Here is a 26,306-nt window from a genome sequence, read left to right on the forward strand (position 1 = left end):
TCCGAGGCGCAGCCCGGGGTGCGTGGTCGGGACAGTGGAACAGCGCGGTGACCAGCTATTACCTGCTCGGTGGCGCCACGATCCTCCTTCTCGTGCTCGGGCTCGTCATGGTGCTCTCCAGCTCGTCGGTCGACTCGTTGCAGGACGGAGACTCGGCATACTCGGTCTTCCTCAAGCAGGCGAAGTTCGCCCTCATGGGTCTGCCGTTCATGCTCGTCGCCATGCGGTTGCGCCCCTCGTTCTACAAGAAGGCCGCGTGGTTCGCCCTCGTCGTCGCCATGGGCCTCCAGCTCCTCATCTTCACACCCCTGGGCGCGGGCAAGATGGGCAACACGAACTGGGTCTCCCTCGGCCCAGGACTGACGATCCAGCCGTCCGAGTTCCTCAAGGTCGCACTCGCTGTGTGGCTCGGTGTCGTGCTCGGTCGGAAGCTCGCCGTCATCAACGAGTGGAAGCACGCGTTCATCCCAGTGCTGCCGGGTGCTGCGCTGGTCATCGCGCTCGTGCTGGCTGGCAAGGACCTGGGCACCGCGATGGTGCTCATGCTCATCCTCGTCGGTGCGTTGTTCGTCGCAGGGATGCCCCTGCGGATGTTCAGCGTCTTCGGCGTCGGCATCGTCGCAGTGGTGGTCGCCCTCGTGCTCGACTCGGGCAACCGGATGGCGCGGATCTCCGCGAGCTTCAGTGGCACGTGCGACGAGGCCGGAGCCTGCTACCAGGTGCTGCGCGGACTCTCCGGTCTGGGTACGGGCGGGCTGACCGGAGTGGGCCTCGGAGCGAGCTTCGAGAAGTGGTCCTACCTCCCGGAGGCCCACAACGACTTCATCTTCGCTGTCCTCGGCGAGGAGCTCGGGCTCCTGGGGACCCTTCTCGTGCTCGTCCTGTTCGCCCTCCTCGGCGTTGCGATGGTGCGGATCATCCGGCGGCACCCGGACCCGATGGTGAAGATCACGACGGCCGCGATCGCCTGCTGGATCGTCGGTCAGGCCCTCATCAACATCGGCGTCGTCATCGGGCTCGTCCCGGTCATCGGTGTACCCCTGCCGCTCGTCTCGGCCGGAGGGTCGGCGCTGGTCGCGACGATGCTCGCCCTCGGAATCGTCATATCCTTCGCACGGGACGAACCGGGCGCTCGTGAGGCGCTCGCCGCTCGCCCCAGCGTGGTGCGCCGCTCCGTCGCCGTCGTGGGGCGGGTGGCGTCGAGGCGCAGACGACCGGTAGTGACAGGCACAGACGATGAGCTCGGGTGATGAGAAGCGTGGTTGAGTCAGTTCTTCTTGCAGGTGGCGGTACGGCGGGTCATGTGAACCCGCTCCTCGCGGTGGCGGACGAGGTCCGTGCCCGGTACCCGGACGCGACCATCACGGTCCTGGGCACGCGAGAGGGGCTCGAGGCCGATCTCGTCCCCGAGCGCGGGCACGACCTGCGGTTCGTGCCGCGCGTCCCGCTGCCCCGCCGCCCGAGCATCGAGTGGTTCCGGCTCCCTGGCAAGCTCCGTGCGGCGGTCCGTGCGGCCGGTGCGGCGATCGACGAGAGCGGAGCGCAGGTCGTCGTCGGATTCGGTGGATACGTCGCGACACCCGCCTACCTCGCTGCACGGCGCCGCGGGGTCCCCGTCGTCATCCACGAGCAGAATGCTCGCCCAGGACTCGCGAACCGGCTGGGCGCGCGGTGGGCGAGGTCCGTCGCGGTGACGTTCCCCAGCACCGCCCTGCCCGGGGCGCAGGTGACCGGTCTGCCGCTGCGGCACGAGATCTCGACGCTCATCGCGGAGCGGGCTGCGGACTCCGCCGGGAGGCGGGCGGCTGCGGCGCAGGCGCTCGGGCTGCGTCCTGACCTTCCCACGCTCCTCGTCACGGGTGGGTCGCTCGGTGCGCAGCGGCTCAACGAGACGATGACGGCGCTCGTCGGGGAGATCACCGCTGCGGGCCTCCAGGTGCTGCATCTCACGGGGCGCGGCAAGGCCGAGGCCGTCCATGCTGCGGTCGGTGCGCTCGACCCTGCGCAGGCTGCCCTGTACCAGGCCCGTGAGTACCTCAGCGACATGCAGCTCGCGTACGCCGTCGCCGACCTCGTCGTGTGCCGCTCGGGTGCCGGGACGGTGTGCGAGCTGGCGGCTCTCGGCCTCCCGGCCGTCTACGTGCCACTGCCGATCGGTAACGGTGAGCAGCGGCTCAACGCCGGCCCGCTCGTCGAGGTCGGTGGTGGACTCATCGTCGCCGACGACGAGTTCACGCCGGCGTGGGTCTCCACGATCGCCCTGCCGCTCCTCGAGAACCCGGCCGCTCTGGCGATCATGAGCAGCGCCGCGCGGTCGGTGGGCGTGCCCGATGCCGCGAGCAGGGTGCTCCAGCTCGTCGAGTCGGCCGCCGAGGCATCGCCGGTGGCCCGATGACGTCGGCCTCGACACCAGCGGTCCACCCGGTTCGACCGACGGTGGACAGCCTCGGGACCGTGCACTTCGTCGGGATCGGCGGAGCGGGGATGTCGGTCGTCGCCCGGCTCTTCGCGAGCGAGGGCTCGGTCGTCCAGGGGTCCGACGCGCGGCGCAGCGCGGTCACGGATGCCCTCCGCGACGCAGGCGTGCGGGTGTGGATCGGCCACAGCGCATCGAACGTCGCCGATGCCGACACGGTCGTCGTCTCGAGTGCCGTGCGCCCCGACAACCCCGAGCTCGTCGCCGCGACGGTCGCCGGGCTCCGGGTGCTCCACCGTTCGGAGGCGCTCGCCGCGCTCATGGACGGACGACGCTCCGTCGCGGTCGCCGGTGCTCACGGCAAGACGACGACGTCGGCGATGGTCGCGGTCGCGCTCACCGAGGCAGGTCTCGACCCGTCCTTCGCCATCGGCGGATCGGTCCTCGTAGCGGACGGGGCGCTCCCGGGCGGACACCTCGGCACCGGCGACGTGCTCGTCGCCGAGGCCGACGAGTCCGACGGCTCGTTCCTGGCCTACCGACCGTTGGTCTCCGTCGTCACGAACGTCGAGCCCGACCACCTCGACCACTACGGGTCCCGCGACGCGTTCGAGGAGGCGTTCCGCACGTTCGCGGGCAACGTCGACCCGTCCGGGTACCTCGTCGCGTGCCACGACGACGCCGGGGCGCGGGAGCTGGCGGCGCACCACGGTGCCGCGGGCGGCCAGGTCCTCACCTACGGGACGGACCGCGCCGCGACGGCGGTCCTCGGTGAGTACGTCGTGGTGCCCGAGACCGGGGGCTGCCGGTTCACTCTGATCCTGTCGCCAGGGGGCGCGGTGTCACGCGACGGCGAGGTCCTCGAGGTCGCCCTCCGGGTCTCGGGCATGCACAACGCGCTCAACGCGACGGCCGCGGTCCTCGTCGCGCTCGCGCTGGGGGTCTCGCCCGCCGTGGCAGCGGCGGGTGTCGGAGAGTTCATGGGTACGGGACGTCGCTTCGAGCTGCGCGGCGAGTCTGGCGGAGTCCGCGTGGTCGACGACTACGCGCACCACCCCACGGAGGTGGCGGCCATGCTCGGTGCGGCACGCGGCGTCGCCGCCGGCGGCCGGATCATCGTCCTCTTCCAGCCGCACCTGTACTCCCGTACCCGGATCTTCGCGCAGGAGTTCGCCGACGCCCTCGATCTCGCGGACGCCGTGGTCGTGACCGACGTCTACGGCGCTCGTGAGGACCCCGACCCGAGCGTCGGCGCCCACACGATCGTCGACCGCATGGCGACACCCGGTCGCGGGCGGGTCGTGCGCGACCGCACGGACGCTGCCCGCGCAGTCGCCGGGCTCGCACGCGCCGGCGACCTCGTCCTCACGGTGGGGGCGGGGGACGTCACCGAGCTCGGGGACGTGGTGCTCGCGGAGCTTGCTGCGCGTGCAGCCGACGGTGCGCAGGCGACCCGAGGGTCATGAAGCCGCCTCCCGCTCCCCGCCCCCGTGGCGGACAGGCGCCCGTCGACCCACGACGCCCTCCCGCGCCTCGTCGACCGGAGGCGCCGCGGACGGCCAAGGGCCGCACCGCGCCTGCCTCTGGCGCGCAGCCCGCTGCCGCTGTGCGGGCTCCCCGGCGTCCAGGCACCCAGGTCGCCCCGGCGACCGTGCGGACCGGGGCGATCTCGACGTCGCGGACGCCCACGGGAGCGACGCAGCGCGTCCCCGTCCTCTCTACAGGGATGGCGGAGCGGCTCGCCGAGCAGAGGGCGATGCGGCGGCACCGGCTCATGCGACGTGCGCTCCTCGCGACGAGCGTCGGGGCCTTCGTCGCCGGTGCCGCCTGGGCGCTGCTCTACTCCAGCCTGCTGTCTTTCGACGCCGACCGTCTCACGGTCGACGGCACGGGGAGCTCGGTCGACTCTGCGGCGATCGTCGACGTCGTCGCTGCGCACGACGGGACGTCGCTCGCTCTGCTGGACACCGTGGCCCTGCGCGAGGAGATCCTCGAGGTGCCGAACGTCCGTGACGTGGCGCTCGCTCGTCAGTGGCCGTCGGGTCTGGCGGTCGACGTCGTCGCGCGAGAGCCCGTCGCAGCGGTACCGGTCCCCGAGGGGGTGGCGCTGCTGGACCAGGACGCCGTCCAGGTCGGTGTCGAGGCGGTCGCGCCTCCGGAGCTGCCGCTCATCACGATCCCGTTGACGGGGGAGGACCGGCGCACCCTGGAGGCGGCGCTCGTCGTCCTCAACTCGTTGCCGGACGCCCTCGCTGCGGAGGTCGGTTCGCTCTCCGCGACGACACAGGACTCCGTCACGCTCACGCTGCGCGACGGCGTGGTGGTGGAGTGGGGGAGCTCGCAGGAGTCGAGCCTCAAGAGCGAGGTGCTCGCCACGCTGCGCACGGCCGAGGTGAGCCGTGGGGCCCGTGTGTTCGACGTCTCCGCGCCGACGTTCCCGATCACGCGATGACGCTCTCTGACGCGTCGGCCGTGTCGCGAGGGCATCGCAGCGACGAGCGCGGTCGAACAATGTGACCGACACGCGGTCCCGGTCGTTGATAGCGCAGCGTGCTGCGCATAGCGTCACTCCTAGTACAACCTGACATAACTATAACCCTCTACTTGAGGGTGAGGGTTCAGGGTTCCCAGATCGAGAGGCACGGACGTGACAACTCCGCAAAACTACCTAGCTGTGATCAAGGTGGTCGGCATCGGAGGCGGTGGCGTGAACGCCGTCAACCGGATGATCGAGGTCGGGCTCAAGGGCGTCGAGTTCATCGCGATCAACACCGACGCGCAGGCGCTGCTCATGTCCGATGCCGACGTGAAGCTCGACGTGGGCCGCGAGCTCACACGAGGGCTCGGTGCCGGCGCCGACCCCGAGGTCGGCAAGAAGGCGGCGGAAGACCACGCCGAGGAGATCGAAGACGTCCTGCGGGGCGCCGACATGGTCTTCGTCACCGCAGGCGAGGGGGGTGGCACCGGTACCGGTGGAGCCCCCGTGGTCGCGCGCATCGCCCGGGCGCTCGGTGCACTCACCGTCGGTGTCGTCACGCGGCCGTTCACCTTCGAGGGGCGCCGCCGCTCGACGCAGGCCGACGCGGGCATCGAGGCGCTCCGCGACGAGGTCGACACCCTCATCATCATCCCGAACGACCGGCTCCTGTCGATGTCGGACCGCAACGTCTCTGCGCTCGACGCGTTCCACTCCGCCGACCAGGTTCTGCTCTCGGGCGTGCAGGGGATCACCGACCTCATCACGACACCGGGCCTCATCAACCTCGACTTCGCCGACGTCAAGTCCGTCATGCAGGGTGCGGGCAGCGCGCTCATGGGCATCGGCTCGGCACGTGGCGACGACCGTGCCGTCCAGGCAGCGGAGCTGGCGATCTCCTCGCCGCTCCTCGAGGCGAGCATCGACGGAGCGCACGGGGTGCTGCTGAGCATCCAGGGCGGCTCCGACCTCGGCCTCTTCGAGATCAACGAGGCCGCGCGCCTCGTGCACGAGGCCGCTCACCCCGAGGCCAACATCATCTTCGGCGCCGTGATCGACGACGCGCTCGGCGACGAGGTCCGCGTCACCGTCATCGCTGCAGGCTTCGACGGCGGGGCACCGCAGACCCGCAAGGACGCACGTGGTCTCGGCCAGGTGACGGGGTCGGCTGCGGCACCTGCTGCGTCGACCGCTCCCGTCGCGCCCGCGCAGCCGGCGCCGCTCGCCGCAGTGCCGACGACGACGGGTGTGCACGCGCTCGCGCGTCCGGTCGTCCCCCTCGACTCGGGGTTCGACGGCCCGGAGAGCGCTCCCGTCAACCCGGCGGCGGCGTACCAGGCGCAGCAGCCGGTCCAGCAGCAGCCACCTGTGCAGCAGCCGGCTCAGCAGCAGCAGTACCAGCAGAGCGGTCCGGTGCCCGCATTCCTGTCGACCGACCCCGACGCGGTGACGCGGACAGGGCAGCTCGAGGTTCCGCGCATCTTCGACGAGGAGCCGCAGCGGCGCCGCGTCGAGGAGCTCGACATCCCCGACTTCCTCAAGTAGCAGGCAGTCGGCAGTGACGTGCACCCCGTGATCCCGGTGATCGAGGTCGACCTCGGTCCCGGGATCCGTGCGTTCTTCACGACCCGGGACGGGGGCCTCTCCGCCCCGCCCCGAGACTCGCTCAACCTCGGGCTCAACGTCGACGACGACGAGGAGGTCGTCCTGGCCAACCGTGCCCGCGTCGATGTCGAGCTCGGCGCCGTCGTGTCGTACATGACCCAGGTGCACGGCAGCACGGTCCGGGTCGTCGATGGCGCCCCCGAGGGCGCCGACCTGAGCTGCGGGACGGCGGACGCCCTGATCACCGCAGCTGCTCGCGCTCCGCTCGGAGCTCTCGTGGCCGACTGCGTGCCGGTGCTGCTCGCCGACCCTGGGCGCAGGGTGGTCGCCGTGGTCCACGCGGGCCGAGCAGGTGTGGTCGCCGGCATCGTCGCCGCGACCGTCGGCGCCATGGAGGAGATCGGGGCGCGGCGGGGCGACATCCGCGCAGCAGTGGGGCCGGCAATCTGCGGCGGCTGCTACGAGGTCCCTCAGGCGCTGCAGGACGAGGTGGCGGACGTCGTGCCGCACGTCCGGGCGACGACGTCGTGGGGGAGTCCTTCGCTCGACCTTCCCGGTGCGGTCGCTCACGAGCTGCGCCGGGCCGGCACCGCCGAGGTGCTCGAGGTCGGCGCGTGCACCCGAACGGACACCCGGTTCTTCTCCCACCGTCGCGCCACGGCCGAGCGGTCGGTGACAGGCAGGTTCGCCGGAGTCGTGATGCTCGCCTGACCCCAGCGCGCGAGGGGAGTCCCGAAGGGCCGGGGGGCACCACCCGGGCGAACGTGTTCGCTGACGGCGGGCGTGTCGCTCCGTGCGGGACGCCCGGCTCGGCTAGCGTGATCTCACCGTCAGCATTCGGGGTCATCCGAGAAGCCGCTGATCGGACCGAGTGGGAACGGAGATGGCGATGGCCGGAGCGCTGCGCAAGACGATGCTTTACCTGGGCCTCGCGGATGATCGAGGCGAGGTCGAGCACGACAACTACGAGGACTACGACGACTACGACGAGGTAGGAACCGACGTGCCGCAGGAATACGAGGCTCAGGTCACACCGATCAACCGATCCCTGTCGCGCCGCGAGACCCCGGTCGCACCGACCGCTCCCGCCGAGCTCCGTCGCATCACGACCGTGCACCCGCGCTCCTACAACGACGCGCGGGTCATCGGCGAAGCCTTCCGTGCCGGCACGCCCGTCATCATCAACCTGTCCGACATGGACGACGCGGACGCCAAGCGTCTGGTCGACTTCTCGGCCGGCCTCATCTTCGGTCTGCGCGGCGCGATCGAGCGGGTGACGAGCAAGGTGTTCCTGCTCTCGCCCGAGCACGTCGAGGTCTCCGGCGAAGAGCGTGTCGCCGAGAAGGTCGGTCCCACCCGTGCCGGCTTCTACAACCAGAGCTAGCACGTGATCTGGAGCCTTCTCGCCTTCGTCTGCCTGCTCTACCTGATCGTCCTCATCGGGAGGGTGATCTTCGACTGGGTGCAGGTGTTCTCCCGGGACTGGCGTCCCCAGGGAGTACTTCTCGTGCTCGCCGAGGTCATCTACTCCCTCACCGACCCGCCGGTGAAGTTCCTCAGGCGCAAGATCCCGCCCCTCCCGCTCGGGCGCGTCCGGCTCGATGTGGGATTTCTCATCCTGTTCGTCGGCGTGAGCTTCCTCATGCAGGTGTTCAACGTCCTCTCCATGCAGTGAGTGCGAAGGACAGGACGGGAGCGACCGAACGCGAAGATACTCCACCGAACGAGTCTCACGGCGAGCGCACATGCGTGAATGTCCGCTAGCGTGACCAGTAGTGGTCGGTGGTATGACCGAAGAGTCCAGCGCAAGTATTCGAGGTGAAAACGATGGTGGCACTGCTCACAGCAGATGACGTCCTGACCAAGAAGTTCCCGGCGACCAAGTTCCGGGAGGGTTACGACGTCGTCGAGGTCGACGACTTCCTCGACGAAGTTCTCAACACGCTGCGCGAACTGTATGCAGAGAACGACGACCTCAAGGCGAAGCTCGAGGCGTCGGAGCGACGGGTCGCGGAGCTGAGCCGTGCGAACGCGCAGCAGCAGGCGCTTCCGGCGGAGCAGCCCGTCTCGGTCGAGAAGGTGGAGGCTCCCAAGCCCGCACCGGTCGTCGAGGCGCCGCCCGTCGTCGCGCAGGGTGGTGTGCCGCCGCGTGAGCCCGAGATGGCCACCGGCATCATCCAGATGGCGCAGAAGCTCCACGACGATCACGTCCGAGCCGGCCAGGAAGAGGGGGATCGACTCATCGCCGAGGCGAAGAGCGAGGGAACCCGCATCGTCCGCGAGGCCGAAGAGACCTCTCAGCGGACCCTGTCGCAGCTGGAGCAGGAGCGATCGCTCCTCGAGCGGAAGATCGACGAGCTCCGCATCTTCGAGCGCGACTACAGGACCCGTCTCAAGAGCTACCTGCAGAACCTCCTCGGTGACCTCGACAACCGTGGCAGTGCGCTCCCGGGTGCTCGGCCGGGCGAGGGACAGGGCAAGCAGGGCATCTGATCCACCCAGCCGGGGACCCGTCCGGGTCTCGGTCGCATCGCAGCCGGTGCGCAGGATTCACCTCTCCGCGGACAGCGGCGTGGTGAGTTGTGCGCACCGGCTGCGGCGTTTAACCTCGGCTAACTTCTATGAAAGAGGCCGTGATGTCGACCCGTGACGCAACCAGCAGCGCTCCCGCCCGGGAGCAGTTCCCCAACCTCACCCAGGATGTCAAGGGATTCCCGGTCCGTGATGGCGAGACTCCGTGGGACGCCGAGGAGATCGTCCTGCTCGCTGACGAGCTCATCGGCGAGAACGTCCGGCTCCGTGAAGAGCTGCACGCTGCCGACCAAGAGCTCTCGGAGCTCCTGCGCAACTCGGGTGACGGTGCCGGTGACGATCAGGCCGACTCCGGCTCGTCGGCTCTCGAGCGCGAGCAGGAGCTCACGCTCGTGAACAACACTCGCGACCTCCTCACGCAGACGGCTCGTGCCCTCTCGCGCATCGAGGCGGGGACCTACGGCAGCTGCGAGATGTGCGGGCTGGCCATCGGCAAGGCCAGGCTCCAGGCCTTCCCTCGCGCGACGCTGTGCGTCACGTGCAAGCAGCGCGAAGAGCGACGCTGAGCCGAGGACCGTCGAGACGGCGGTCGGCGCTCCGGATCCCTCGGGCGGAGCGTCGGCGCCACTCGTGGGAGACTTCAGCGTGATGTCTGAGACTTCTGATAACCCAGCGATCCACGACCCCGTCGACGGCACGGACGGACCGTCAGCCCGGACGACGCGGAGGCCCGGGGTCTACCTGGCCATGATCTTCGGGATCGCGTTCCTCGTGCTCCTCGTGGATCAGCTCTCCAAGGTGTGGGCGGAGAGCGAGCTCGTCGCGGGAGAGCCTGCACGACCGCTCCTCGGGGATCTCGTCGGTCTCCGGCTCATCTACAACTCCGGAGCGGCGCTGTCCTTCGGCAGCGGGATGACGTGGGTCCTCACGCTCTTGTCCGTCGTGGTGGTCGTGTTCATCGCGTACAGCGCGCGGCGGATCCGGTCCACGTCGTGGGCGCTCGCTCTCGGACTCGTCCTCGGTGGTGCGCTCGGGAACCTCATCGACCGTCTGTTCCGCGCGCCGGGCTTCCCCGAAGGGCACGTCGTCGACTTCATCGACTACGGGCCGTTCATCGGGAACGTCGCCGACATCGCCATCGTCGTCGCGGCCGTCGCCATCGCGATCCTCGCCTTCGTGGGGATCGGTCCGGACGGCGAGCGCGCGTCCTCCACGCCGACCGACGCGGCATCGACCGATCCAGCCTCCACCGGCCGAGCTCCGTCCGAGGGCGCCGTCACCGACACGTCGTCGACGGACCCAGGTTCCGACGCCCAGGCGCCGGTCGAGCCGGATCCCACCCGCCCGGAGTCCTCTGGTACGCCCGCTCGCCGTGCGGACGACGAGCCCACACCATGAGCCCGGTGCGGACCCTGCCTGTCCCGGACGGGCTCGTGGGCGAGCGCGTCGACGCAGCCCTCTCACGGATGCTGGGTCTCTCCAGGACGGCCGCTGCGCAGATCGCCGCGTCCGGAGGGGTGCGCCTCGACGGGCGTGAGATCGGCAAGTCCGACCGGCTGCCCGCCGAGGGCTGGCTCGAGGTCGATCTCCCCGATCCTCGCGAGCACACGGGACCGGTCGTCGTCGCGGAGCCCGTACCCGGCATGCGCATCGCCTACGAGGACGACGACGTGGTCGTCGTCGACAAGCCGGTCGGGGTCGCGGCGCACCCGTCCGTCGGCTGGACCGGCCCGACGGTCGTCGGAGCTCTCGTCGCGAGCGGGTACCGGATCTCGACGTCAGGCGCAGCGGAGCGGCAAGGGATCGTCCACCGGCTCGACGTGGGGACGTCCGGGCTCATGGTCGTGGCGAAGAGCGAGCACGCGTACTCCGTCCTCAAGCGGGCGTTCAAGGAGCGGACGGTCGAGAAGGTCTACCACGCTCTCGTCCAAGGGCACCCGGAACCGACGACGGGGACGATCGACGCCCCCATCGGCCGCCATCCGTCGGCCGACTACAAGTTCGCTGTGCTCGCCGACGGCAAGCCGTCCGTCACCCACTACGAGGTGCTCGAGATGCTCTCTGCGGCCTCTCTCGTCGAGGTCCACCTGGAGACGGGGCGGACGCACCAGATCCGGGTCCACTTCTCCGCGTTGCGCCACCCGTGCGTCGGTGACCTCACATACGGCGCGGACCCCGTGCTCGCTGCACGCGTGAAGCTCGACCGGCAGTGGCTGCACGCCAAGCGTCTCGGTTTCGAGCACCCCTCGACGGGGCAGTGGGTCGAGGTGGAGAGCGAGTACCCCGAAGATCTCGCCGGAGCGCTCGAGACCGTGCGCTCCGCGGACCGGTGAAGGGACCGCGGCGATGAGAGGCACGACCCGATGACCGAGCTGCCGACCTTCCGGACGGAGCGTGTCCGCACCCCGGAGCAGCTCGAGGCGGCCTGGACCGTCCGTCGTGAGGTGTTCGTCGAGGAGCAGCGCGTCCCGCTCGAGGAGGAGATGGACGCTGCCGACACGGAGCCGACGACGACGCACGTCATCGTCGTGCGGACCACGAGAGACGGCGGCAGCGGCGTCCCGCCGGAGGCGGTCGCCACAGGACGACTGCTCACCGACCCCGCTCATCCCGGTGTCGTGCACATCGGGCGTGTCGCGGTGGTCCGACGGTGTCGGGCGGGCGGGGTCGGGGCGATCGTCATGCGCGCGCTCGAGTCGCTCGCTGTCGAGGAGGCCACCGTCGACGGGACGGTGCGGGTCGAGCTGAGCGCCCAGGAGCAGGCGATCGGGTTCTACGAGCGCCTCGGCTACACCGTCGATGGTGATCGCTACCTCGACGCCGGCATCTGGCACCGGGACGCCCACAAGACGATGTCGACGGCGTCCGTCGCCTCCTGGGGTGTCTGAGACACGACACACGAGCGGCGTCGGCGAGTCGGCCCGCGAGCCGATCTAGACTCGTCGCATGCCGTCTGCACCTGCCTCGACCTCTGATGATTTCGTCCACCTGCACGTCCACACCGAGTACTCCATGCTCGACGGCGCGGCGCGGCTCGGCGACCTCTTCGAGGAGACGGCACGGCTCGGTCAGAAGGCCCTCGCGACGACCGACCACGGGTACCTCTTCGGTGCCTACGACTTCTGGAAGCAGGCGACCGCCGCCGGCGTGAAGCCCATCATCGGCGTCGAGGCCTACGTCACGCCGGGCACGTCCCGCTTCGACAACACCCGCGTGCGCTGGGGCGACGCGGGGCAGGCGAGCGACGACGTCTCGGCGCGTGGCGCCTACACGCACATGACGATGTGGGCTCGCAACAACGACGGGCTGCACAACCTCTTCCGGATGAGCTCGCTGGCCTCGCTCGAGGGCCAGATGGGCAAGTGGCCCCGCATGGACCGCGACCTCCTCTCGCGCTACGGCAGCGGGATGATCGCGTCGACCGGCTGCCCGTCAGGAGAGGTGCAGACGCGTCTGCGGCTCGGGCACTACGACGAGGCGGTCCGCGCGGCTGGTGAGCTGCAGGACATCTTCGGCAAGGAGAACTACTACGTCGAGCTCATGGACCACGGCCTCGACATCGAGACCCGCGTGTTCAAGGACCTCATCCGCCTGTCGCAGGACATCGGGGCGCCGCTCGTCGCGACGAACGACCTCCACTACGTCAGGCAGGAGGACAGCCACTCGCAGGAGGCGCTCCTGTGCATCAACTCGGGCTCGACCCTGGCGGACCCCGACCGCTTCAAGTTCGACGGTGACGGGTACTACGTCAAGTCGGCGGCCGAGATGCGGCGCGTGTGGCGCGAGCTTCCGGAGGCGTGCGACAACACGCTCCTCATCGCTGAGCAGTGCGACGTGTCCTTCAACACCTCCGCGAACTACATGCCGAACTTCCCCTGCCCCCCGGGGGAGGACGAGACCTCCTGGTTCGTCAAGGAGGTCGAGGCCGGGCTCCGGTACCGCTACCCGGACGGCATCTCGGACGAGGTGCGTCAGCGTGCCGACTACGAGACCCGAGTCATCTCCCAGATGGGGTTCGAGGGGTACTTCCTCGTCGTCGCCGACTTCATCAACTGGTCGAAGGACAACGGCATCCGCGTCGGGCCGGGTCGTGGTTCCGGTGCGGGCTCGATGGTCGCGTACGCACTGCGCATCACGGACCTCGACCCGATCCGGCACGGTCTGCTCTTCGAGCGCTTCCTCAACCCGGACCGCGTGTCCATGCCCGACTTCGACGTCGACTTCGACGAGCGTCGCCGCGGTGAGGTGATCCGGTATGTCTCGGACAAGTACGGCGAGGACCGCGTCGCGCAGATCGTCACGTACGGCACCATCAAGGCCAAGCAGGCGCTCAAGGACTCGAGCCGGCTCCTCGGGATGCCCTACGCGATGGGCGAGAAGCTCACCAAGGCGATGCCGCCCGCGATCATGGGCAAGGACATCAGCCTCTCGGGGATCTTCGACCCGTCGGACAAGCGGTACAACGAGGCGGAGGAGTTCCGCCAGGTCCACGCCGCCGACCCCGAGGCGCAGCGCGTCGTCGAGCTCGCCAAGGGCATCGAGGGCCTGAAGCGCCAGTGGGGCGTGCACGCCGCCGGCGTCATCATGTCGAGCGACCCCCTCATCGACATCATCCCGATCATGCGCCGGCTCCAGGACGGCGCGGTCATCACGCAGTTCGACTACCCGAAGTGCGAAGAGCTCGGGCTCATCAAGATGGACTTCCTGGGGTTGCGCAACCTCACGATCCTCGACGACGCTCTTGAGAACATCGTCATGAACGGCAAGGAGCCGGTCGAGCTCGAGACGCTGACTCTCGACGACCCGGCGACGTACGCGCTGCTCGGCAGGGGAGACACCCTCGGGGTGTTCCAGCTCGACGGCGGCGGCATGCGCACGCTCCTCAAGCTCATGCGCCCGGACAACTTCGAGGACATCTCGGCCGTCGGTGCGCTCTACCGGCCCGGGCCCATGGGTGCGAACTCGCACACGAACTACGCGCTGCGCAAGAACGGGATGCAGGAGGTCACGCCGATCCATGCGGAGCTCGAGGAGCCGCTCCTCGAGATCCTCGGGACCACGCACGGGCTCATCGTGTACCAGGAGCAGGTCATGGCGATCGCGCAGAAGGTCGCCGGCTTCTCCCTCGGTCAGGCCGACATCCTGCGTCGCGCGATGGGCAAGAAGAAGAAGTCCGAGCTCGACAAGCAGTTCGAGGGCTTCTCGGGTGGCATGGTCGAGCGAGGCTTCTCGATGGCTGCTGTCAAGGCGCTGTGGGACATCCTCCTGCCGTTCTCCGACTACGCGTTCAACAAGGCGCACTCTGCCGCGTACGGGGTCGTCTCCTACTGGACGGCCTATCTCAAGGCGAACTACCCGACCGAGTACATGGCGGCGCTCCTCACGAGCGTTCGCGACGACAAGGACAAGTCGGCGCTCTACCTCAACGAGTGCCGTCGCATGGGCATCACGGTGCTGCCGCCCGACGTCAACTCGTCCTCGGCGAACTTCACGGCTGTCGGCAAGGACATCCGCTTCGGTCTGACGGCAGTCCGCAACGTGGGCGCCAACGTCGTGGACGCCGTCGTGCGGACCCGCGACGAGAAGGCCGACTTCGCGTCCTTCACCGACTTCCTCGACAAGGTGCCGGCGGTGGTCTGCAACAAGAGGACGATCGAGTCGCTCATCAAGGCGGGCGCCTTCGACTCCCTCGGGCACACCCGTCGCGCACTCCAGGTGGTGCACGAGCAGGCGGTGGACTCGGTCATCGGCGTCAAGCGCAAGGAGGCCGAGGGCCAGTTCGACCTCTTCGCCGGCTTCGGTGGTGACGACGACGACGAAGGCATGTCCTTCACCGTCGACATCCCGGACCTGCCGGACTGGGACAAGAAGCAGCTGCTCGCCTTCGAGCGGGACATGCTCGGTCTCTACGTCTCGGACCACCCGCTCTCCGGCCTCGAGCACGTCCTGGCCCAGGCAGCCGAGACCTCCGTCGCCGCGCTGCTCGCCGACGACACCCGGCCCGACGGCTCGACGGTCGTCATCGCCGGCCTCATCACGTCGCTGCAGCGCAAGATGTCCAAGCAGGGCAACCCGTGGGCCGCCGTGACGATCGAGGACCTCGACGGTGGCGTCGAGGTGATGTTCTTCGGAGAGACCTACCTCGCGTACTCGACGATCCTCGCCGAGGACCAGGTGGTCGTGCTGCGCGGTCGCGTGCGACGGCGCGACGAGACGATGCAGCTCCAGGCGATGGAGGTGTCGCTCCCGGACATCTCGACGGGCAGCGACTCTCCGGTCGTCGTGACGCTCGCCGAGTCGCGGTGCACGCAGGACGTGGTGGAGCGGCTCCGGGAGATCCTGCGCACCCACCCGGGGAGCACTCCGCTGCACCTGAGCCTGACGAGCCCGGGCCGCACGAAGGTCATGCGGGTCGGTGACGCCCTGCGGGTGCAGCGCAACCCGTCCCTGTACGGGGACCTCAAGGCGCTGCTCGGCCCCAGCTGTCTCGCCAGCAGTGCGGCCACCCTCACGTGAGCGTCCCCCGCGCGGGGCGGTTCCAGGTGGTCCCGGCGGCGTACGTCGTCTTTCTCCGGGATGAGCCGGTGGCCGAGGTGCTCCTCCAGCTGCGCCGGGACACCGGTTACATGGACGGGTACTGGGCCACCGCGGCGGCCGGGCACGTCGAGCGCGGGGAGTCGGTCGTCGACGCCGCGCTCCGCGAGGTGCGCGAGGAGCTCGGTCTCGTCGTGGTGGCCGAGGACCTCGAGCCGTTGACGGCCATGCACCGGACGACGCCGGGGGGCGGGCCGATCGAGGAGCGCGTGGACTTCTTCTTCCGGTGCACCCGGTGGGAGGGCGTGCCACGACTGCAGGAACTGGACAAGGCGGCCGATCTGCGGTGGTTCGCCTGGGACGACCTGCCCGAGCCCGTGGTGCCGCACGAGCGTGCCGTCCTCGACGCGCTCCGTGCGGGCGGCCCGTCCCGCCTCATGACGTTCGGCTTCCCCGCATAGACTCGTCCGTTGTGATCAACCTGACCCCCGAGCAGCACGTGTTCGTCACCGAACGCCACCTTGCGACCCTGACCACCCTGCGGGTCGACGGGTCGCCCCACGTCGTCCCCGTCGGCTACACGTGGGACCCGGACGCCGGTGTCGTACGCATCACCACGAGCGGCGGATCGGTCAAGGCGCGCAACGCCGGGCGCCCCGGACCCGACGGACGGCCGTCACGCGCAGCCGTGTGCCAGGTCGACGGTGGGCGGTGGATCACCCTCGAAGGGCCTGTGACCGTCTCCCACGATCCCGACGACATCGCCGAGGCGGTCGCCCGCTACGCGCGCCGCTACCGCGAGCCCCGCGAGAACCCGCAGCGCGTCGTCCTGCTCATGGTCCCTGACAAGGTCATGAGCTCGAGCTACATGGCGCGCTGACGCCCGTCACGGTCGTGTCGTCGCCGGCGCCCCCGCACACGGGACGGGTCAGCCGACCTCGGCGCTCGACTGCCCGGCCGGAGCGTCGACGGTGACGACGTCGCCCTTGTGCAGCTGTCGGCCGCGCCGCGTATCGACCTCGCCGTTGACGGAGACCTCGCCGTCGGTGATGAGGGCGCGGGCCTGGGCCCCGGACTCTGCGAGGCCCGCCAGCTTGAGGAACTGGCCCAGGCGGATGATGTCGTCGGTGATCTCTACGCGCTCCATGAGGCCATTCTCCCGCGAGAAACCGCTCGGTCGCGCACACGGCTCCGCCTAGGATGGATGCGTGATCAACCGACTCGACCTGCGTGGTCGCTCCCTGTCCGCCCGTGAGCTCCTCGAAGCACTGCCCCGTGCCGAGGTCCGGGTCGAGGACGCCGCCGCCGTCGTCGAGCCGATCATCGCCGCGGTGCGCGACCGCGGCGCAGCAGAGCTGCGCGATCTCGCAGAACGGTTCGACGGCGTCCGACCCACCCACCTCCGGGTCCCGGCTGCCGACGTCGCACGGGCTCTGGAGGAGCTCGACGCCGACGTGCGGGCCGCGATCGAGGAGTCCGTCGCGCGCGTCCGAGCCGTTCACGCCGCACAGCTCCCCGCGCCCTTCACCGTCGACCTGGCGCCCGGGGCGCAGGTCCGTCAGCGGTGGGTGCCGGTACGGCGCGTCGGCCTCTACGTCCCGGGCGGGCTCGCCGTGTACCCGTCGTCGGTCATCATGAACGTCGTCGCGGCGCAGGAGGCCGGGGTGCGCTCGCTCGCGGTGGCCTCGCCCCCGCAGAAGGCAGGCGGTGGCCTGCCGCACCCCACGATCCTCGCGGCGTGCGCGCTGCTCGGCGTCGACGAGATCTACGCCGTCGGCGGTGCGCAGGCGATCGCCATGTTCGCCTACGGCGCGGCGGGCAGCGAGCCACAGGACGGCACGGTCCTCTGCGAGCCCGTCAACGTCGTGACGGGGCCCGGGAACGTCTACGTCGCCGCGGCGAAGCGCCTCGTGCGCGGCGTCGTGGGCATCGACGCCGAGGCCGGCACCACCGAGATCGCGATCCTCGCGGACGGCGGAGCCGACCCGATCCACGTCGCGGCGGACCTCATCAGCCAGGCGGAGCACGACCCGGCTGCGGCCGCGGTTCTCGTGACGCCGAGCGTCGAGCTCGCGGGCGCGGTCGCCGCGCGGCTCGCGGACAGGGCGCTGGCCACCCGGCACTCTGCCCGGGTGCTCCAGGCCCTCGCGGGCCCGCAGTCGGCCGTCGTCATCGTGGACAGCATCGAGCACGGCATCGAGGTCGTCGACGCGTACGGTGCCGAGCACCTGGAGATCCAGACCGCGGATGCTGCGGCCGTCGCCGAGCGGATCACGAACGCGGGCGCGATCTTCGTCGGCCCCTACTCTCCCGTGTCGTTGGGGGACTACATGGCCGGCTCCAACCACGTCTTGCCGACAGGAGGGTGCGCGCACTTCGCGAGCGGCCTCGGTGTGCACAGCTTCGTCAAGGCCGTTCAGGTCATCGAGTACTCGGCGGACGCACTGCAGGAGATCGCCACCCGCATCGTCGCGTTCGCTGACGCGGAGGACCTCCCTGCGCACGGCGAGGCCGTCCAGGCCCGTTTCGTCTGATCACCTCTCGCAGTCTCGCCGACGCTGTCATCTCGCCGAGGCCGTCGCGAGCGCAGCGCCGACCTCGCTCGTGAGGTAGAGCACGGAGCGTCCGTGGCGTGCGCGCGTGAGCAGTCCTGCGTCGTGCATGACGCGCAGGTGCTGGTTGACGGCGCTCGTCGTGACGCCGAGGCGGCGTGCCAGCTCCGTCGAGGACGTCGGCTCGTGCAGCGCGCCGAGGAGGCTCGCGCGGGTGCGGCCGAGGAGGGCGACCATCGCCGAGGCGGCAGCGGGTCGCTCCGGCTCGAGGAGCGTCGCCGCGCCTCGAGCCGGGTAGATGACCGACGGAGGGGCGTCGTCGAGGACCGGCGACGAGACGCGCAGGGTGAAGAGGCTGGGGATGAGCGTGAGCCCGGCACCGTCGGTCTCGATCGTGCGCACCCGCGGGTCCCGGAGGTGCAGGGTGACGAAACGTCCGTCGAAGCTCACCGCGGGGGAGAGGTCGGCGAACATGCCGACGAGCCCGCTGCGGCTGATCGCTCGGCCGCGGAAGACGATGTCGGCGTCGAGCACACCGCGCATCCGCAGCCACGAGGGCCGGAAGGATGTCTCCCAGTACGACGCCACCGCGTCGACCACGCGTGCGCGGACGGCCGTCGCGGCACCGCGCAGAGCTGCTGGACGATCGGTGTGCACGGCGTCGAGGTCGCGGTCGAGCCGGTCGAGCGGCACGGTGGCCAGCGCTGCGATCTCGTCGTCGAAGCGGGTGAGCGGGCTCACCGGGACGGGGTTGAGGAAGTCGGGGACCCACAGCCGGTCGTCGACGAGCGAGCGCAGGATCTCGAGGTCCCCCGCGGGGGTGGTCTCGGCGACCTTGCGTACCCACGCGAGGTGCGCCGGGAACCGGGCGGGGTCGTGGAGCGCTCGCAGGGACAGGCCGAGCTCGTTGAGGGGCGAGAGGGCGAACCGGATGGCGCTGAGGTCGGAGTCGGAGATGCGATAGCGGAGCATGAAGCTATACCCTTCACCATTTGGAGTCGCGTGTCACGTGGGCTGTGATGGTCCGGTGCCTCTCTCGACCAGCCCCCGCGTCTCTGACCACGCCCGACGGATCGGCAGCGAGGTCGCGCGGACGTTCCGTCCCGAGGACGCCGTGGCCCGCGCGCTCACGGCTGCGTCGATGTCGCTCACCGTCGCCAACGGCATGTTCTACGCAGTCTCTGCCCTGCTCTTCACGCGGTCGATGGGTATCGACCCGATCACCGTGGGGATCGGGCTGACGGTCGCCGGTGCGGTCGGCGTCCTCGCCTCGCTCGGGGCAGGCTTCCTCGCGGACAGGGTCGGCGCCCTGCGCCTGCTCATCGTGTGCGTCCTCGTGCAGGGCATCGCTCTCGCGTCCTTCGCCGTCGCCGACGGTGTGGTGGCGTTCATCGTCATCGCCTGCCTCGCGACAGGTACCCGACAGGCCGGCGGCTCCGCTCGCTCGGCCCTCGTCGCCCGCTCCTTCACCGGACCGACCCGCATCGAGATGCGCGCGCGCCTCCACGTCGTCGTCAACGTCGGGATCGGGCTCGGCACCTGCGTCGCGGCCGTCGCGCTCCTCCTCGACACGGACGTGGCGTACCGCGTGAGCGTGCTCGTCGTCGGGCTGCTCGCCGCGAGCGGCGCGGCACCACTCGTCCGGCTGGCGCGGCGCCCCGTGTCCGTCCGGGGTGGCACCCCTCACGTCGCTGCACCGGAGGATGCCGGACCGGTGGATCCCCTCGACCCTGCGTACCGCGACGGGACGGACGGTGCGCTCGGCAGTGCGCCGGTCACCGCGACACCGACGACGCTGCCGGCGTCTCGCGGTCGGTCGCCGTTCCGAGACCCCCAGTACCTCGCGATGGTGGGGCTCACGAGCGTCTTCGGCGTCCACTTCGGTATGCAGACCGTGGGGCTGCCACTCTGGATCGCCGGACACACCCAGGCGCCGACGGTGATGATCTCCGGGCTGCTGCTCCTGAACACCGTTCTGGTGGCGCTCTTCCAGGTGCGCTTCTCCCGCGGGGCCACGTCGGTCCCCTCGGCCGCTCGGACGATGACGCGAGCCTGCGTCGTCCTGGCGCTCGCGTGCGGGCTCTACGGTGCGGCAGCGGCGGGCAACGCCCTCCTCGCGGTCGTGCTCCTCGTCCTCGCGGCTCTCGTGCACGCCGCGGCCGAGCTCTGGGGCGAGGCGGGGTCGTGGACGCTGTCCTTCGACATGGCCGACGAGCGGACCGCAGGGGCGTACCAGGGCGTCAGCCAGATGGGCCACTCGGTCGCCATGATGATCGCGCCGCTCCTCGTCACCGCGACGGCGATCGCCCACGGCATCGCGGGGTGGGGAGCGCTCGCCGCGATCTTCCTGCTCGTCGCGCTCGGTTTCGTCCTGGGCGGTCGCCGCTGGCAGGCGGCGACCGCCTGATCCACCCTGTTGGTCACCGCTGCGCGAGGACCAGCGGCAGGACCTCGCGCGCACCGGCGCCCCGCAGGAGGCGCGCCGCGATCGCCTGAGTCCAGCCGGAGTCGACGAGGTCGTCGACGACGAGCAGCGCCCGCCCCTCCAGCCCTGCCGTGGCAGCGGGGCTCAGCTCGAGCGCGAGCCGCCGCTCGACGGACGCGAGCCGCATCGCGGAGTTCACGTCGTGCCGACCAGCCTCCTCGTGCCCGGGGACGGGGCCGATGGTGCCGACGAACGGCTTTCCCAGGTAGGTCGCGAGCCCCTGCGCGAGGTGCTGCACGAGGACGGGTCGCGTCGTGGACCGGATCGCCACGATGCCGTCCACAGCTTTGCCGGCGGGCCACGCGTCGAGCACCTGGACGACCGCCCGGCGCAGGTGCACAGGGGTCTCGCCGTCCGGGGTTCCCGGCGCGAAGAGCTCCCGCAGCGGCTGCGACCAGCCGAGCCCGTCGAGACGTGCGACCGCGCGACCCGGCGCCGCCTGCTGGGTCTCGGGGATCTTGCCCTTGAGGTCGACGTCGAGCGAGGCCATGCCGGACGGCCACATCTTGCGCGGCTCGACGGTCACGCCGGGGACGTCCATCGCCTGGCGTGCCTGAGACACGTGCTCGACGCTCGGCGCTGCGGGGACGTCCACGCCCCCGCAGTTGTCGCAGCGCCCGCACCGGGTGCCGGGGACGAGGTCCGGGTCGTCGAGGGTCGCGCGCAGGAACGCCATCCGGCACCCGTCGGTGGTGATGTAGTCGACCATCGTGCGCTGCTCGGCGAGCCGCGCCTGCTCGACCCGCGCGTACCTGTCCGCGTCGTACGACCATCCCTGCCCGGTGGACTCCCACCCGCCCTTGACGCGCTTGACCGCACCGTCGACGTCGAGGACCTTGAGCATCATCTCGAGACGGGATCGGGTGAGGTCCACCTGGGTCTCGAGGGCCGGGGCGGACTGTGTTCCACCGTGTGCCAGCGCATCGAGAGTCGCCCGGACCTGGTGCTCCTGGGGGAAGGCCAGCGAGCCGAAGTACTCCCAGATCCGACGGTCCTCCTCGCCCGGGAGCAGCACCACGAGAGCCTTGTCGACAGCACGCCCGGCTCGGCCAACCTGCTGGTAGTACGCGATCGGCGAGCTCGGCGCACCCATGTGCACGACGAACCCGAGATCGGGCTTGTCGAACCCCATCCCCAGGGCGGACGTCGCGACGAGGGCCTTGACCCGGTTGGCCTTGAGGTCGGACTCGAGGGACTCGCGCTCGGTCGGGTCGGTCCGTCCGGTGTAGGCAGCCACGGGGATCCCGGCTGCCTTGAGCTGGGCGGCGACCTGCTCGGCGACAGAGACGGTGAGGCAGTAGACGATGCCGGAACCCTGGATCGAGCGCAGGGTCTCGAGCAACCACGCGACCCGGGTCGGCTGGTCGCCCAGACGCAGCACGCTCAGGTGCAGGGACTCGCGGTCGAGCCCACCTCGCAGGACGAGCACCTCGGCGCGGGCGCCGTCGACGCCCGGCACCTCGAGCTGCTCGGCGACGTCCTGGGTCACCCGCGCGTTGGCCGTGGCGGTCGTCGCGAGGACTGGGATGCCGGGCGGGAGCTCGCTGAGGAGCGTCCGGATGCGCCGGTAGTCGGGCCGGAAGTCGTGGCCCCAGTCGGAGACGCAGTGCGCCTCGTCGATGACGACGAGACCGGCGTCCGCGGCCAGACGCGGGAGGACCTCGTCGCGGAACCCGGGGTTGTTCAGCCGCTCGGGGGAGCACAGGAGGACATCGATCTCTCCGGACTCGATCTGCGCGTGGATCTGGTCCCATTCGGTGACGTTGGCCGAGTTGATCGTCGCCGCTCGGATGCCGGCGCGCTCAGCAGCGGCGATCTGGTCCCGCATGAGCGCGAGCAGTGGAGAGACGATGATCGTCGGACCGGCGCCGCGGGCGCGCAGGAGCGCCGTGGACACGAAGTACACGGCCGACTTCCCCCAACCGGTGCGCTGGACCACGAGCGCGCGCCGGTGCTCGCGGACGAGGGCGTCGATCGCCGTCCACTGGTCGTCGCGCAGCGCGACATCGTCCCGCCCGACGAGCCGGCGCAGAGCGGCCTCGGCCTCGGGCCGCAGGTCCTCGTCCTCGCCCACGACGACTGAGGTGGTCGAGCGCTGGACGGGCCGGACCGGAGGGCGCGCGGACGGCCGCGCCCCCTGCTGCGGCGCAGAGCCCCGGCGTGCGGGCGTCTCGTCCGCCCGGGGCGGTTCCTCGCCCCACCGCGGGTCGCCGGGCGGCTCGTCGAAGAACGGGACGTCCTTGTACGGGTCGTCGTAGCCCGGTTCGTCGTCCGGCTCGTCTCGCGTCGTCGCCACGGGTGGCTCGGCCACCTCGGGCGAGGGCGCCTCGACGGTGGACAGTGCCTCGACGGTGGACGGCGCCTCGACGGTGGATGTCTCGTCGACGACGACGCCGTCCGTCTCAGGCTCCTCGTCCTCGTCGCCCTCCGCCTCGGCGAGCTCGTCCGGGACGGGGAGGTTCATGAGCTGGCGGGCGTCGATCGAGGAGGTCCCCCAGGCGGGAGCGTCGCTGACGACCGGTGGGCGGCGGGTCGTGGGCAGCTTCGACCAGTCGGGCTCGACGCCCCAGCGCTTGGGCCCGCGAGGCTTCACCTGTCCGGTGCCGGGGTCGGAGGCGGGCTGCGCGGGATCAGCGGGTGACGTCATGCGTCCAGCGTAGAGACTCGGTGGGACAGTGAGCGCCCCTCGCGCCCGGTTGTGGACGACGCCGACGCAGCCGGGGCTGCGCCGGGCCACGGGTCGGACGCCGCGCGATTCGTCTCGACACTCTCCCTAGACTGGGTGGGTGATCTCGACACCCCCCTCTCTCGACCGACCCGCTCGGTTGCCCGTGCGCCCGGGTATCGCCGGCATGGAGCCGTACGGGGCGCCGCAGCTCGACGTGCCGCACCTCCTCAACGTCAACGAGAACCCGTACCCGCCGAGCGCGGACGTGGTCGAGACGATCGCGCGCGACGTCGCGGCGGCCGCGGCCGGCCTCAACCGCTACCCGGACCGTGAGTTCCTCGCCCTGCGCAGCGATCTCGCGGACTACCTGGCGACGGAGTCCGGGGTCCGGGTCGCACCCGAGCAGGTGTGGGCCGCGAACGGCTCGAACGAGGTCATGCTCCACCTCCTCCAGGCCTTCGGCGGACCTGGTCGGGCCGTCCTCTCCTTCGCACCGACGTACTCGATGTACCCCGAGTACGCCCGCGACACCCTCACGGAGTGGATCGCCGGTCGACGGGAGACCGACTTCACCGTGGACCCCGACGTGGCCCGAGCGGCGGTCCTCGAGCACCAGCCGTCCGTGATCCTTCTCACGTCGCCGAACAACCCCACCGGGACGACGTTGCCGCTGAGCACCGTCCGCGCGGTGTGCGAGGCAGCGCTCGCGGTGGACGTGGACGGAGCACCGGCCGTCGTCGTCGTCGACGAGGCGTACGGGGAGTTCCGTCGCGACGGCGTGCCGTCGGCGATGGAGCTGTTGTCGAGGTACCCGAACCTTGCCGTGAGCCGCACGATGTCCAAGGCGTTCGCGCTGGCCGGAGCGCGGGTGGGCTACCTCGCAGCGTCTCGTGACCTCGTCGACGTGCTCCGCGTCGTCCGGCTGCCGTACCACCTGTCGGCCGTGACGCAGGCCGTCGCGCGGGCGGCGCTCAAGCACTCGGCGACCCTGCTCGCCCAGGTCGACGCCCTGCGCGTCGAGCGCGACGCGACCGTCGAGTGGCTGCGCGGCCAGAGGGTCGGGGGCGCTCCGCTGGAGGTCGCGGAGACGGACGCGAACTTCGTTCTCTTCGGCTCGTTCGACGACCGTCACGCGGTGTGGCAGGGTCTTCTCGACCGAGGTGTGCTCATCCGTGAGACGGGCCCGGACGGTTGGCTGCGGGTATCGATCGGTACCCCGCAGGACATGGTGGCGTTCAAGGACGCACTGGTGGAGGTGGCAGGACTGTGAGCGGTTCCCGCACGGCACGCATCGAGCGCGCGACGAGCGAGTCGAGCGTCGTCGTCGAGATCGATCTCGACGGGACGGGCCGCACCGAGATCTCGACGACGGTGCCCTTCTACGACCACATGCTCACGGCCCTCGGCAAGCACTCGCTCGTCGACCTCACGGTCCGTGCGACCGGCGACACCCACATCGACGCCCACCACACGGTCGAGGACGTCGCCATCGCGATCGGCGAGGCGCTGCGCATCGCGCTCGGCGACAAGACGGGCATCGCCCGCTTCGGGGACGCTCTCGTCCCGCTCGACGAGGCGCTCGCCCAGGCGGTCGTCGACGTGTCCGGTCGGCCGTACCTCGTCCACACCGGTGAGCCTGCCGGACAGGAGTACCACCTCATCGGTGGTCACTTCACGGGGTCGCTGACCCGGCACGTTCTCGAGTCGATCGCCCACCACGCCGGGATCTGCATCCACATGCGCGTCCTCGCCGGTCGCGACCCGCACCACATCGTCGAGGCGCAGTTCAAGGCGCTCGCGCGGGCGCTGCGCGCCGCTGTCGAGCCCGACGCGCGGGTGCACGGCATCCCGTCGACGAAGGGCGCGCTGTGACGTCATCAGGCACACCGAAGATCGCGATCATCCTCACCCAGGTCGCGACGGCCGAGGCCCTCGCCGCTGCGTGCGCCCTGAGCAAGATCCCGGTCGACGCCGTGACGTCACCCATCGGTGCCTACGCGGTGTGCCGCGACGCGTCGGGCGACACGCCGCAGGTGCTCGCGAAGTCGGTGTCCGCCCTGGTCAAGACGGTGCCGCTCATCCTCGTCGAGGCGGACGGCGGCCAGATCTCCGCCGGCCAGTGGCAGGCGGGGGAACGCACGGGAGACCTCGCACCAGGACTCGTCCTCGACGGCGCACCGCACGAGTTCGAGGACCTGCTCCTCGGTATCACCTCGGTCCACGACCTCGACGGCGTGGTGTCGAGCTCAGGGATGTCCCGCTGGAAGGCCATGCGGAGCCTCGCGGCCCCCGGTGGACGCTCGGGCCGCAAGGAACGCCGATGACCGCCCAGCGCTCCGTCGTCGTCCTCGACTACGGCTTCGGCAACGTGCGCTCCGCAGTGCGCTCGCTCGAGCGCGCCGGTGCGGCGGTCACGCTGACGGCCGACCCGGTGCTCGCGAGCGAGGCTGACGGGCTCGTCGTCCCGGGTGTCGGTGCGTTCGCCGCGTGTATGAGGGGTCTCGACGCGGTGCGTGGTGGGCAGATCATCGAGCGGCGCCTCGCAGGCGGCCGCCCGGTGCTCGGGATCTGCGTGGGCATGCAGATCATGTTCGACGCGGGGGAGGAGCACGGCACCCACGCCGAGGGCCTGGCCCAGTGGCCCGGTGTCGTCGACCGTCTCGAGGCGCCGGTCGTCCCGCACATGGGCTGGGACACGGTCGACGCGCCGTCCGGGTCCGTCCTCTTCGACGGGATCGAGGACGAGCGGTTCTACTTCGTCCACTCCTACGCCGCCCGCACCTTCACGCTCGGTACCGACGAGCCGGCCGACGGCCGCTTCCGGCCGCCGCTCGTGACGTGGTCCGACCACGGTGGACGGTTCGTCGCTGCGGTCGAGAACGGCCCGCTCTCCGCGACGCAGTTCCACCCGGAGAAGTCCGGTGACGCAGGGGCGCACCTCCTGCAGAACTGGCTGCGTTCGCTCTGAGACCCGGCCCGCCGTGTCCGCCCCCGCACCCTGACCACCACAACCACCCGACCGGTTCCCCGAGAGGATC

At 70.5% G+C, this 26,306-nt stretch carries 25 protein-coding genes; 22 read left to right on the top strand and 3 right to left on the bottom strand.

All coding sequences use genetic code 11. From position 1 onward, the window contains the following. The first annotated feature begins 47 nt into the window (after positions 1-47). From ftsW to ABKW26_RS11010, 16 genes are all read left to right on the top strand, one after another. Positions 48-1,250, top strand: coding sequence for a putative lipid II flippase FtsW (gene ftsW / locus ABKW26_RS10935; protein ID WP_348593605.1), 1,203 nt, complete (start codon positions 48-50; stop codon positions 1,248-1,250). After that, positions 1,250-2,395, top strand: a complete 1,146-nt coding sequence (gene murG, locus ABKW26_RS10940) for an undecaprenyldiphospho-muramoylpentapeptide beta-N-acetylglucosaminyltransferase (protein ID WP_348593607.1) — start codon at positions 1,250-1,252, stop codon at positions 2,393-2,395. The genes ftsW and murG overlap by 1 nt, the downstream gene beginning before the upstream one ends. Continuing rightward, entirely contained in the window at positions 2,392-3,882 is a 1,491-nt protein-coding gene (gene murC / locus ABKW26_RS10945; protein WP_348593609.1) for a UDP-N-acetylmuramate--L-alanine ligase, read from the top strand. Before murG ends, murC begins: the two co-directional genes overlap by 4 nt. Beyond that, positions 3,879-4,868, top strand: coding sequence for a cell division protein FtsQ/DivIB (locus tag ABKW26_RS10950; RefSeq protein WP_348593610.1), 990 nt, complete (start codon positions 3,879-3,881; stop codon positions 4,866-4,868). The genes murC and ABKW26_RS10950 overlap by 4 nt, the downstream gene beginning before the upstream one ends. Before the next feature lie 195 nt (positions 4,869-5,063). Continuing rightward, on the top strand, positions 5,064-6,437 hold the full coding sequence (ftsZ, locus tag ABKW26_RS10955; protein WP_348593612.1) for a cell division protein FtsZ: 1,374 nt from the start codon (positions 5,064-5,066) through the stop codon (positions 6,435-6,437). Between the two features lie 27 nt (positions 6,438-6,464). After that, positions 6,465-7,208 carry a peptidoglycan editing factor PgeF gene (pgeF, locus tag ABKW26_RS10960; RefSeq protein WP_348593614.1) on the top strand — a complete coding sequence of 248 codons (744 nt, stop codon included), beginning with the start codon at positions 6,465-6,467 and terminating at the stop codon, positions 7,206-7,208. Positions 7,209-7,386: 178 nt separating this feature from the next. Next, positions 7,387-7,881: a cell division protein SepF gene (sepF, locus tag ABKW26_RS10965; RefSeq protein ID WP_348593616.1), complete on the top strand. Its 495-nt coding sequence runs from the start codon at positions 7,387-7,389 to the stop codon at positions 7,879-7,881. Positions 7,882-7,884: 3 nt separating this feature from the next. After that, positions 7,885-8,172: a YggT family protein gene (locus tag ABKW26_RS10970; protein ID WP_348593618.1), complete on the top strand. Its 288-nt coding sequence runs from the start codon at positions 7,885-7,887 to the stop codon at positions 8,170-8,172. A gap of 155 nt (positions 8,173-8,327) precedes the next feature. Next, entirely contained in the window at positions 8,328-8,990 is a 663-nt protein-coding gene (locus ABKW26_RS10975) for a DivIVA domain-containing protein (RefSeq protein ID WP_348593696.1), read from the top strand. 143 nt (positions 8,991-9,133) lie between these two features. Further along, positions 9,134-9,595, top strand: coding sequence for a TraR/DksA family transcriptional regulator (locus ABKW26_RS10980; RefSeq protein WP_348593620.1), 462 nt, complete (start codon positions 9,134-9,136; stop codon positions 9,593-9,595). A gap of 82 nt (positions 9,596-9,677) precedes the next feature. Next, complete coding sequence (gene lspA, locus ABKW26_RS10985; protein ID WP_348593622.1) at positions 9,678-10,427, top strand: signal peptidase II; 750 nt, start codon at positions 9,678-9,680, stop codon at positions 10,425-10,427. Further along, a complete protein-coding gene (locus tag ABKW26_RS10990; RefSeq protein WP_348593624.1) occupies positions 10,424-11,362 on the top strand; it encodes an RluA family pseudouridine synthase in 939 nt (312 codons plus the stop codon). The genes lspA and ABKW26_RS10990 overlap by 4 nt, the downstream gene beginning before the upstream one ends. A 30-nt stretch (positions 11,363-11,392) precedes the next feature. Then, positions 11,393-11,917, top strand: a complete 525-nt coding sequence (locus ABKW26_RS10995) for a GNAT family N-acetyltransferase (protein WP_348593626.1) — start codon at positions 11,393-11,395, stop codon at positions 11,915-11,917. A 58-nt stretch (positions 11,918-11,975) separates the two neighbouring features. Next, positions 11,976-15,545, top strand: coding sequence for a DNA polymerase III subunit alpha (gene dnaE / locus ABKW26_RS11000; RefSeq protein WP_348593628.1), 3,570 nt, complete (start codon positions 11,976-11,978; stop codon positions 15,543-15,545). Beyond that, entirely contained in the window at positions 15,542-16,024 is a 483-nt protein-coding gene (locus ABKW26_RS11005) for an NUDIX domain-containing protein (protein ID WP_348593630.1), read from the top strand. Before dnaE ends, ABKW26_RS11005 begins: the two co-directional genes overlap by 4 nt. 11 nt (positions 16,025-16,035) lie before the next feature. After that, positions 16,036-16,443, top strand: coding sequence for a PPOX class F420-dependent oxidoreductase (locus tag ABKW26_RS11010; protein ID WP_348593631.1), 408 nt, complete (start codon positions 16,036-16,038; stop codon positions 16,441-16,443). 48 nt (positions 16,444-16,491) lie between these two features. On the opposite strand, the gene ABKW26_RS11015 is transcribed toward ABKW26_RS11010, so the two are convergent. Beyond that, a complete protein-coding gene (locus tag ABKW26_RS11015) occupies positions 16,492-16,710 on the bottom strand; it encodes an RNA-binding S4 domain-containing protein (protein ID WP_348593633.1) in 219 nt (72 codons plus the stop codon). Positions 16,711-16,771: 61 nt separating this feature from the next. Between ABKW26_RS11015 and hisD the strand changes: the two genes are divergently transcribed. Next, positions 16,772-18,097 carry a histidinol dehydrogenase gene (hisD, locus tag ABKW26_RS11020; RefSeq protein WP_348593635.1) on the top strand — a complete coding sequence of 442 codons (1,326 nt, stop codon included), beginning with the start codon at positions 16,772-16,774 and terminating at the stop codon, positions 18,095-18,097. A gap of 27 nt (positions 18,098-18,124) precedes the next feature. Here the strand turns inward: hisD and ABKW26_RS11025 are convergent, their stop codons facing one another. Then, on the bottom strand, positions 18,125-19,087 hold the full coding sequence (locus ABKW26_RS11025) for a helix-turn-helix domain-containing protein (RefSeq protein ID WP_348593637.1): 963 nt from the start codon (positions 19,085-19,087) through the stop codon (positions 18,125-18,127). A 55-nt stretch (positions 19,088-19,142) separates the two neighbouring features. Here ABKW26_RS11025 and ABKW26_RS11030 point away from each other — a divergent pair, with 55 nt between their 5' ends. Further along, positions 19,143-20,522, top strand: coding sequence for an MFS transporter (locus ABKW26_RS11030; RefSeq protein ID WP_348593639.1), 1,380 nt, complete (start codon positions 19,143-19,145; stop codon positions 20,520-20,522). A gap of 13 nt (positions 20,523-20,535) precedes the next feature. Here ABKW26_RS11030 and ABKW26_RS11035 read toward each other — a convergent pair whose 3' ends face one another. Then, positions 20,536-23,247, bottom strand: coding sequence for a RecQ family ATP-dependent DNA helicase (locus ABKW26_RS11035; RefSeq protein ID WP_348593641.1), 2,712 nt, complete (start codon positions 23,245-23,247; stop codon positions 20,536-20,538). Positions 23,248-23,386: 139 nt separating this feature from the next. Between ABKW26_RS11035 and ABKW26_RS11040 the strand changes: the two genes are divergently transcribed. Genes ABKW26_RS11040 through hisH form a run of 4 tightly spaced genes read left to right on the top strand, consistent with a single transcriptional unit; the run spans position 23,387 to position 26,236 of the window. Then, positions 23,387-24,538 (top strand): histidinol-phosphate transaminase, encoded by a 1,152-nt coding sequence (locus ABKW26_RS11040; protein ID WP_348593642.1) that lies wholly within the window; start codon positions 23,387-23,389, stop codon positions 24,536-24,538. Beyond that, positions 24,535-25,140 carry an imidazoleglycerol-phosphate dehydratase HisB gene (hisB, locus tag ABKW26_RS11045; protein WP_348593644.1) on the top strand — a complete coding sequence of 202 codons (606 nt, stop codon included), beginning with the start codon at positions 24,535-24,537 and terminating at the stop codon, positions 25,138-25,140. The genes ABKW26_RS11040 and hisB overlap by 4 nt, the downstream gene beginning before the upstream one ends. Beyond that, complete coding sequence (locus ABKW26_RS11050; protein WP_348593645.1) at positions 25,137-25,592, top strand: hypothetical protein; 456 nt, start codon at positions 25,137-25,139, stop codon at positions 25,590-25,592. The genes hisB and ABKW26_RS11050 overlap by 4 nt, the downstream gene beginning before the upstream one ends. Further along, positions 25,589-26,236, top strand: coding sequence for an imidazole glycerol phosphate synthase subunit HisH (gene hisH, locus ABKW26_RS11055; RefSeq protein WP_348593646.1), 648 nt, complete (start codon positions 25,589-25,591; stop codon positions 26,234-26,236). Before ABKW26_RS11050 ends, hisH begins: the two co-directional genes overlap by 4 nt. Positions 26,237-26,306: the final 70 nt, after the last annotated feature.

The sequence above is a fragment of the Sanguibacter sp. 25GB23B1 genome, from assembly GCF_040012415.1.
GTDB lineage: Bacteria > Actinomycetota > Actinomycetes > Actinomycetales > Cellulomonadaceae > Sanguibacter.

Excerpts from the sequence above, each read along its gene's own strand:
- murG (WP_348593607.1), top strand. The coding sequence starts at position 1,250 with ATGAGAAGCGTGGTTGAGTCAGTTCTTCTTGCAGGTGGCGGTACGGCG.
- murC (WP_348593609.1), top strand. The coding sequence starts at position 2,392 with ATGACGTCGGCCTCGACACCAGCGGTCCACCCGGTTCGACCGACGGTG.
- ABKW26_RS10950 (WP_348593610.1), top strand. The coding sequence starts at position 3,879 with ATGAAGCCGCCTCCCGCTCCCCGCCCCCGTGGCGGACAGGCGCCCGTC.
- sepF (WP_348593616.1), top strand. The coding sequence starts at position 7,387 with ATGGCCGGAGCGCTGCGCAAGACGATGCTTTACCTGGGCCTCGCGGAT.
- ABKW26_RS10980 (WP_348593620.1), top strand. The coding sequence starts at position 9,134 with ATGTCGACCCGTGACGCAACCAGCAGCGCTCCCGCCCGGGAGCAGTTC.
- lspA (WP_348593622.1), top strand. The coding sequence starts at position 9,678 with ATGTCTGAGACTTCTGATAACCCAGCGATCCACGACCCCGTCGACGGC.
- ABKW26_RS10990 (WP_348593624.1), top strand. The coding sequence starts at position 10,424 with ATGAGCCCGGTGCGGACCCTGCCTGTCCCGGACGGGCTCGTGGGCGAG.
- ABKW26_RS10995 (WP_348593626.1), top strand. The coding sequence starts at position 11,393 with ATGACCGAGCTGCCGACCTTCCGGACGGAGCGTGTCCGCACCCCGGAG.
- dnaE (WP_348593628.1), top strand. The coding sequence starts at position 11,976 with ATGCCGTCTGCACCTGCCTCGACCTCTGATGATTTCGTCCACCTGCAC.
- ABKW26_RS11015 (WP_348593633.1), bottom strand. The coding sequence starts at position 16,710 with ATGGAGCGCGTAGAGATCACCGACGACATCATCCGCCTGGGCCAGTTC.
- ABKW26_RS11025 (WP_348593637.1), bottom strand. The coding sequence starts at position 19,087 with ATGCTCCGCTATCGCATCTCCGACTCCGACCTCAGCGCCATCCGGTTC.
- ABKW26_RS11035 (WP_348593641.1), bottom strand. The coding sequence starts at position 23,247 with ATGACGTCACCCGCTGATCCCGCGCAGCCCGCCTCCGACCCCGGCACC.
- hisH (WP_348593646.1), top strand. The coding sequence starts at position 25,589 with ATGACCGCCCAGCGCTCCGTCGTCGTCCTCGACTACGGCTTCGGCAAC.